Origin of the sequence: Jatrophihabitans sp., from assembly GCF_046262535.1 — a bacterium.
Taxonomy (GTDB): Bacteria; Actinomycetota; Actinomycetes; order Mycobacteriales; family Jatrophihabitantaceae; genus Jatrophihabitans.
Genome location: NZ_JBHEMO010000069.1, coordinates 43,571 through 50,871 on the forward strand (window position 1 = coordinate 43,571; position 7,301 = coordinate 50,871).

9 protein-coding genes are annotated in these 7,301 nt (G+C 71.0%); 6 read left to right on the forward strand and 3 right to left on the reverse strand.

Features of this window, described 5'->3' with window-relative positions:
- Nucleotides 1–36: 36 nt before the first annotated feature.
- A complete protein-coding gene (locus tag ABR571_RS09910; protein WP_409453029.1) occupies nt 37–1,434 on the forward strand; it encodes an NAD(P)/FAD-dependent oxidoreductase in 1,398 nt (465 codons plus the stop codon).
- Nucleotides 1,435–1,437: 3 nt separating this feature from the next.
- Here ABR571_RS09910 and ABR571_RS09915 read toward each other — a convergent pair whose 3' ends face one another.
- Nucleotides 1,438–1,896, reverse strand: a complete 459-nt coding sequence (locus ABR571_RS09915; RefSeq protein WP_409453030.1) for a nitroreductase family deazaflavin-dependent oxidoreductase — start codon at nt 1,894–1,896, stop codon at nt 1,438–1,440.
- 96 nt (nt 1,897–1,992) lie between these two features.
- Between ABR571_RS09915 and ABR571_RS09920 the strand changes: the two genes are divergently transcribed.
- The 4 genes from ABR571_RS09920 to ABR571_RS09935 are packed head-to-tail and all read left to right on the forward strand — an operon-like array spanning nt 1,993 to nt 4,992.
- Nucleotides 1,993–2,772, forward strand: coding sequence for an enoyl-CoA hydratase/isomerase family protein (locus ABR571_RS09920; RefSeq protein WP_409453031.1), 780 nt, complete (start codon nt 1,993–1,995; stop codon nt 2,770–2,772).
- Nucleotides 2,769–3,710: a class I SAM-dependent methyltransferase gene (locus ABR571_RS09925; protein WP_409453032.1), complete on the forward strand. Its 942-nt coding sequence runs from the start codon at nt 2,769–2,771 to the stop codon at nt 3,708–3,710. Before ABR571_RS09920 ends, ABR571_RS09925 begins: the two co-directional genes overlap by 4 nt.
- Before the next feature lie 11 nt (nt 3,711–3,721).
- The gene (locus ABR571_RS09930; RefSeq protein ID WP_409453033.1) at nt 3,722–4,363 is read left to right on the forward strand and encodes an HAD hydrolase-like protein; all 642 of its coding nucleotides are present in this window, start codon (nt 3,722–3,724) and stop codon (nt 4,361–4,363) included.
- A 2-nt stretch (nt 4,364–4,365) separates the two neighbouring features.
- Nucleotides 4,366–4,992, forward strand: a complete 627-nt coding sequence (locus ABR571_RS09935; RefSeq protein WP_409453034.1) for an acyltransferase — start codon at nt 4,366–4,368, stop codon at nt 4,990–4,992.
- Nucleotides 4,993–5,023: 31 nt separating this feature from the next.
- Here the strand turns inward: ABR571_RS09935 and ABR571_RS09940 are convergent, their stop codons facing one another.
- Nucleotides 5,024–6,202: a glycosyltransferase family 4 protein gene (locus tag ABR571_RS09940; RefSeq protein ID WP_409453035.1), complete on the reverse strand. Its 1,179-nt coding sequence runs from the start codon at nt 6,200–6,202 to the stop codon at nt 5,024–5,026.
- A gap of 46 nt (nt 6,203–6,248) precedes the next feature.
- Here ABR571_RS09940 and ABR571_RS09945 point away from each other — a divergent pair, with 46 nt between their 5' ends.
- On the forward strand, nt 6,249–6,824 hold the full coding sequence (locus tag ABR571_RS09945) for a hypothetical protein (RefSeq protein ID WP_409453036.1): 576 nt from the start codon (nt 6,249–6,251) through the stop codon (nt 6,822–6,824).
- Here ABR571_RS09945 and ABR571_RS09950 read toward each other — a convergent pair.
- Nucleotides 6,821–7,301: amidase family protein (locus ABR571_RS09950; RefSeq protein WP_409453037.1), on the reverse strand; the 481-nt coding region annotated here is incomplete at its 5' end. The two genes, ABR571_RS09945 and ABR571_RS09950, sit on opposite strands and share 4 nt — an antisense overlap.

Consider the following 7,301-nt stretch of genomic DNA (forward strand, 5'->3'; position numbering starts at 1 on the left):
GTCGCGCAGGCGCCGGTCGCCGCCTACGCTCGCGACGTGCCGATCCGCCGCGTTGTCGTCATCGGTGGTGGCGTCACCGGGCTGGCGACGGCGTTGCTCGCAGCACGCCGCGACGCCCAGGTGACCATCGTCGAACGTGACGTCGTGCCCGCGGGTCCGATCGAGATGGCGCCGGACCTGCCTCGTCCCGGCGTCCCGCACTATCTCCAGCCGCACGCGTTCATACCCCGCGCCCGACTCGAGCTGCGGCGAGAACTTCCGGACGTCTATGACGAGCTGCTGGGCGCCGGGGCGTCGGAGGTGGACCTGCGCGCCAAGCTGCCCGGGCCCGTCCGGTCCGAGGATGCTGACCTCGTCTACCTGGCCGTCCGCCGACCGCTCATCGAATGGGCGCTGCGCTCAGCAGTTGCCGCCGAGCCTGGCATCACCGTCGCCGCCGGTGTGCGCGTGCACGCGCTCACCGCCGAACAGGGCACCGTCACCGGCGTCCGGACCGACGACGGCGAGCTGCCCGCCGACCTCGTGGTCGACGCGCACGGCCGGCGCCCGCCGCCCGCAGGCTGGCTCCCCTCGACCGGCGCGACCGAGCCGGAGCCCACGGTCAATTCCTGCGGCGTCGTCTATTACTGCCGCTACTACCGGCAGCGTCCTGGCTTCGACCTGCCCGACGGTCCGTGGTTCCTCAGCCCGCGCGGTGACCTCGGCTACCTGGCCTTCGCGACCTTCCCGGGCGACAACGGGACGTTCGCCGGGCTGCTGGCGGCCCCGGCCGGCGTGCTCGATTGGCGGGTGCTGAACCATCCGCCGGCGTTCGAGGCCGCGGTCGCCCGCATCCCCGCCCTCGCGTCGTGGGTGAACCGGGACGGCGTCGACCCGATCACCGATGTGATGCCGATGGCCGGTCTGCGCAATTCGTTCACCGACCGGGCGTCGCCGATGCCAGGCCTGCTGCTCGCCGGGGACGCCTACTGTCACACCGACCCGACGCTGGCGCACGGACTGGCCTTCGGTTTGATACACGCCGCGGCGATCGCCGGCGCGCTGTCCGACCACGCCGACGTTGTCGACGCCGCGGACGCCTACGCCGTCGCGACGCTGCCCGAGCTGCAGGAACGGTTCAGCTGGGCAAGCGCGCTCGACGAGCAGCGGCTGCGCAACTGGATGGGCGAATCCGTGGACGCCGCCCACCATGACGGTGACTACGCCCTGTTCACCATGACCGCCGCGGGGGCCGTGGCGCGCGTCGATCCGGACGTCTTCCGGGTCTTCAACCGGCGTATCGGACTGCTCGACCGCACCGGGGTGCTGGACGACGACCTGGCCCTCCAGCGCCACATCGAGGCCCGCTTCGCCGAACTGCGAGCAACCCCCTCGGTTCCACTCGGCCCTCCGCCCGAGGAGCTCCTGGCGGCGGCGCGAGCGGCTGCGGCCTGACGGTCAGCGCGGGGACAGCACCACGACCGGGATGGGCCGGCTGGTCTGTTTCTGATAGGCGCGGTACCGGCCTTCGTTGTTCTCGTCAGCGAGTTGCCACAGGCGCTCGCGGTCGGGGTCGCCGGGTAGCACGGTCCGGGCCGTGACCTGGATGCGCCTCGTCCCGACCTGGATCTCGACGTCCGGATCTGCCCGCAGGTTGTGGTACCAGCCCGGCGATCGGGGCGCGCCGCCCATCGACGCCACCACCACGTAGTCGGCTCCGTCCTTGACGTAGGTCAGAGCGTTGGTGCGAGGCTGTCCGGTCTTCGCGCCGACGGTGCGCAGCAGCAGGCTGCGGGTGCCGGCCAGCCGGTGCCCGATGCGGCCGCCGCTGCGCTCGTAGACGAGCTGATGCACCTTCAGCACACGCACACCGATCGCCTTGACGACCGGTATCGATTCGATCTTGCCCAGGTTCATCCGCGATCCCTTCCGATCCGGCTACACCGTAGGCTCCTGGAGACCGAGGCGGGAAACCGGAAGGGCGTTGTGAGCGACGCCGGGCGGAGTGAGGGCATGAGCAGCGACGACGTTGTCAGCGTTCAGGTCAGCGACGGGGTGGCGACCATTCGGCTGCAACGCCCGCCGATGAACGCGATCAACTCGGCCATGCAGGAGCAGCTCCGGGCCGCCGCGACGCAAGTCGGCGCCGAAGAGTCGGTGCGCGCTGTCGTGCTCTACGGCGGTGAGAAGGTCTTCGCGGCCGGCGCCGACGTCAAGGAGTTCGCCGGGCAGGACCACGCCTACATGATGCGCGACGCGGCTCGGGTGATGTCCGCGCTCGACGCGCTCGCGCGGATCCCCAAGCCGGTCATCGCTGCAGTGACCGGTTACGCCCTGGGCGGCGGTTGCGAACTCGCCCTGACCGCCGACTTCCGGATCAGTGCCGACAACGCGAAGTGGGGCCAGCCGGAGATCCTGCTCGGAATCATTCCGGGAATGGGCGGGACGCAGCGGTTGCCGCGCCTCGTCGGCCCGGCCAAGGCCAAGGACCTCATCTTCACCGGCCGCTTCGTCGATGCGCAGGAGGCGCTGGACATCGGGTTGGTCGACGCCGTGGTGCCCGCCGCCGAGGTGTACGACGCCGCGCTGGCCATGGCCGGCAAGTTCGCCAAGGGGCCGGCCCTCGCGCTGGCCGCGGCCAAGGCCGCGATCGACGGTGGACTGGACGGCGACCTCGCGACGGGGCTGCGCCTCGAGTCCCACCTGTTCGCCTCCGTCTTCGCGACGAAGGACCGCGCCACCGGCATGCAGTCCTTCATCGAGAACGGGCCGGGGAAGGCGGTGTTCGAGTGAGCGCTCCCAACCCGCACGCGACGGCCGAAGAGGTCGAGGCCGCGTGGAGCGACCCGAAGCTGGCCAACATCCTCTATCACGACTGGGAGGCCGGCACCTACGACGAGAAGTGGTCGATCTCCTTCGATCAGCGCTGCATCGACTACGCGCGTGACCGCTTCGTGCACGTGGCGGGCAACGGCGGCTGGCCGTATGCCAAGTCGCTCGAGTTGGGCTGCGGCACCGGTTTCTTCACCCTCAACCTGAAGCTCGCCGGCATCATCGACGAGGGCTCCGTCACCGATCTGAGCCCTGGCATGGTCGAGGTCGCGCAGCGCAACGCGCGTGGGCTGGGCTTCCAGGTCGAGGGTCGGGTGGCCGACGCCGAACGCCTGCCGTACGACGACGACACGTTCGACATCGTCATCGGGCATGCCGTGCTGCACCACATTCCCGACCTCGACCTCGCCTTCGCCGAGATCCTGCGGGTGCTCAAACCCGGTGGCCGCTTCGTCTTCGCCGGCGAGCCGACTCGGCACGGCGACTACGTCGCGCGGCGACTGTCGCGGTTCACCTGGTGGGCCGCCACTCGCGCGACCCGCCTGCCGCAACTGGCCGGCTGGCGGCGTTCCCAGGCCGAGCTCGACGAGTCGTCGCGGGCCGCCGCGCTCGAGGCGGTGGTCGACATCCACACGTTCGCGCCCGACGGTCTGGAGGCGACGGCCCGTCGCGCGGGTGCGGTCGAGGTGCGGGTCGCGACCTCGGAGCTGCTCGCGTCGTGGTTCGGTTGGCCCGTCCGTACCTTCGAGTGCGCCGTGCCGAGGGAGAAGCTCGGTATGCGGTGGGCGAACTTCGCCCTCAAGGGTTGGCAGCGGCTGTCGGCCGTGGACCAGCGTCTGGAGGGGCTCGTGCCCCGCGGCCTGTTCTACAACGCCGAGATCACCGGTCTGAAGCCCTGACCGTGGCGGCCGTGGTGCTCTTCGACCTCGACGGAACGCTGTCGGACTCGGCGCCGGGGATACTCGGCGCGCTGCGTCACGCCTTCACCGTGAACGGCCTGCCGCCGTTGGATCCGACGACCGAGCAGGTGCTGCTCGGCCCACCGTTCTACGAGTCACTGCCTCCGCTGATCGGCGGCGAGGACAAGCTGCCGGCGGTCATCGGCGCTTACCGCGAGAAGTACGGCGCGGCCGGCATGTACGAGACATCCGCCTACGCCGGCGTCCGCGACGTGCTGGCCGTGCTGCATGGGTCGGGCGTGCGGCTTGCCGTCGCGACGAGCAAGCCCGAGCACTACGCGAAGCCGATCGTCGAACACCTCGGTCTTGCTGAGTTCTTCGAGACGGTGGGTGGCGACGAGCTGGACGGATCGCTGCGCACCAAAGCCCTCGTCATCGACAAGGTTCTCGGCCGGTTGGGCGCGCTGGACCCGCCCGACGTGGTGATGGTCGGGGACCGTGCGCACGACGTGCTCGGGGCGCGCGAGCACGGCATTCGCTGCATCGGCGCCGGCTGGGGTTACGGCCGGCCCGGCGAGCTGGAACGGGCCGGCGCCGACCCGGTGTGCGCCGAGCCGCGCGACCTGCTGCCCGCACTGGGCCTGGCGGCCTGACCATGCTCCAGCGCCGTGACACCGAGCTGCGCAGCGCGAAGTTCTTCACGGTGTCGTCGCTGCGCTGGATCATCCGCCACCGGGCGTTCACGCCGTGGTACCTCGTCCGTTACTGGCGCTTCGTCATGTTCCGGCTGCGCAACCGGCACATCGTCGCTCGCGGCCTCGTCTTCATGGACCGCGGTGTCGAGATCTACGCCCGCCGCGGCTACGGCCGGATCGTCCTCGGGCGTTGGCTGCACCTGGGCGTCGACACCGCGCTGCGCTGTCACGAAGGCACGCTGACGGTGGGGGACAAGAGCGTCCTGGGCCGCGGTGTCTCCATCAACTGTTACCTCGACATCGAAATCGGCGCGGCAGCGCTGTTCGCCGACGACATCTACGTCTCGGACTTCGACCACAAGTTCAACGACCTCACCATGCCAATCAAGGACCAGGGAATCAGCAAGTCGCGGGTGCGGATCGAGCCCGACGTGTGGATCGGGACGAAGGTGACCGTGGCTCGTGGCGTCGTGATCGGCGAGGGCGCGGTGGTGGGGGCCAACGCCGTCGTCACCCATGACCTGCCCCCCTACTCGGTGTCGGTGGGGGTACCGGCGCGGGTCATCAAGGACCGCCGCCTCCTCTGAGCGTCGTGCACGTTCGGACAACTCGAGCGGTTCAGTCGAGAACGGAACGGTAGACGTCGACGGTCCGGGTGCCCACCGTCGCCCAGGTGTAGTCGCGGCGCACGACGCGGGCGGCCCGCAGCGCCGCCCGACGTGCCCCGGCCGGATCGGCCAGCAACGCTGCCACCGCGTCGGCCAGGGCGGCGGCGTTCCCGGCCGGGAAGGATGCCGCCGCCACACCGGCCGTGGCGAGGTCGCGCAGGCCTCCGGTGTCAGCCACCACGAGGGCCGTTCCGGCGACCGCGGCCTCGAGGGCCACGATCCCGAACGGCTCGTAGAGGGACGGGACGACGGCGACGTCGGCGGCACCGAACAGCGCCGGGAGCTCGGCTTCGGCGACGAAATCGAGCCAGTCGACCGCCCGGGCGATCCGCAGCTGCCGGGCCCGGGCGCGCAGGGTTGTCTCGTGGGCTCCCGTCCCGGCGACCGCGAGCCGGATCCCAGGGTCGGTGTCGCGCAGGAGCCGAAGCGCCTGCAGCAGCGTCTGCACACCTTTCTCGTGCACCAGTCGACCGGCGAAGACGAGCAGGGGTCCGTCGCCTGGGATGCCGGCTCGGGTCCGGGCCTTCGCCGCGGCCGTGGCCGTCCATCGCGCGGCCTCGACCCCGTTCGGAACGATGGTGATCTTGTCCGGCGGCAACTCGTACAGGGTGGCCGCGTCGTCACGCATCGTGGTCGAACAGGTGATGACGGCCGCAGCCCGCTGCGCCAGCCAGCGCTCGACGGAGTGGATCGCCAGATTCAGCGGACGGGGCAGCCAGCCGTGATGGCGACCGGCTTCGCTGGCGTGCAGGGTCGCAACCAGGGGCGCGGCGGTCGACTCCGACACCGTGATCGCGGTCTGGGCGACGAGCCAGTCGTGGGCGTGGACAACGTCCGGCCGCCAGCGCTTGACCACCGGCAGCGCGGCCCGCAAGAGCGCGTGCTCGGCCGCCTGCGACCAGGCCAGCAACGACTCGGTGGTGAAGTCGATGGCGAGCGGATCGGCCGCCGCCCGGGTGATCCGCACGCCGTCGCGCTTCTCCGCCGAGCCGGCCGACTCCAGCCCTCGGGTCACGACCCGAACGTCGTGGCCCTCGGCGGCGAGTTGGCGGGCGAGTGCCTCGACGTGACGGCCCAGGCCACCGACCACCAGAGGTGGGTACTCCCACGACAGCATGAGCACCCGCACGGCGTCGCACACTAGCCCCCGCCCGTCGAGCACTAGTCTCTCGGTTGTGTCCGCTCCTCGTGCCGGCTCCGTCCGGACTCTCGTCTGCGGCATCGTCGTGGTCCTCGCCGGCACCGCGTGCTGGGCGCTCTACGGAGTGCAGGCGGGATTGGAGCGCCGCGCGTACACCCACGCCGGCGCCCCGCCGGCCTACGTGCAGCTGACCGCCGGGCACACCTACTGGCTGTCCATCCCGGCTGGCGTCCGCCGTCTCGACAAGGTGGGCGTTCAGGTGTCGTCACTGCATTGCACCGCCGCCGAAGCCGGGCAGCCGGCCGCGGCCCTCTCGGTCAGCCCGCAGGGCAAGGACACCAAGGCGACCGACGAGATCGCGTCGTTCCGCTCCGGCATCACCGGCGCCGTGCACATCGAGTGCGCCGGCGTCGGCGCGGTCTTCGTCTCCGGCGGGGGCGCCGACGGATTCGACTGGTCGGGGCTGTGGTTGATCCTCGCGTCGGTGCTGTTCGTGATCGGCATCCCACTGACGCTGTCGGGACGTCGTTCGTTGCCGAGCGGACCGGTGGGCGACGAGCGCGACGACGACGACCTCGCGCCTTCGGTCCTGTTCGGGTCCGACGACTAGCCCGCCGCCGGATCCACCCAGCCGCCGAGCGCGTCCTCCAGTTGCAGCGCCACGGCGATGCCGACGTGGTCCGCACCGGGTTGCGCGACGACCTGCACGCCGAGCGGCAAACCGTTGTCGGTCAGGCCTAGCGGCACCTGGGTGGTGGGCAGGCCGTACAGGTTGAAGATCGCGGTGTTGGTCGCCAGCCACGGCTGCCCGATCGTGTGCCGGTGCTTGGGCACGAGCCGCGGGAAGGGCGGGTACAGCAGCACCCCGTCCCCGATCGTGTCGACCAGGGTGTCGGTCGCCCGCTGGGCCGAGTCGATGAGCCGCCGGGCCACCCTCGTGCGCACCGAGCGCACCGGCGCCGATTCGACGACCTTGAGCAGCGCCGCCGGACCGCGCACCACGAGCGAAGGCGCGCTGTCGGGCCGGGTCGGCGCGGTGATGCCCTCCCACGAGGTGAGCAGATCGATCTCTGCGGTCGCCGTGGCC

Coding starts and splice junctions, on each gene's coding strand:
- ABR571_RS09915 (WP_409453030.1), bottom strand. CDS start 1,896: ATGAACCTGGGCAAGATCGAATCGATACCGGTCGTCAAGGCGATCGGT.
- ABR571_RS09920 (WP_409453031.1), top strand. CDS start 1,993: ATGAGCAGCGACGACGTTGTCAGCGTTCAGGTCAGCGACGGGGTGGCG.
- ABR571_RS09935 (WP_409453034.1), top strand. CDS start 4,366: ATGCTCCAGCGCCGTGACACCGAGCTGCGCAGCGCGAAGTTCTTCACG.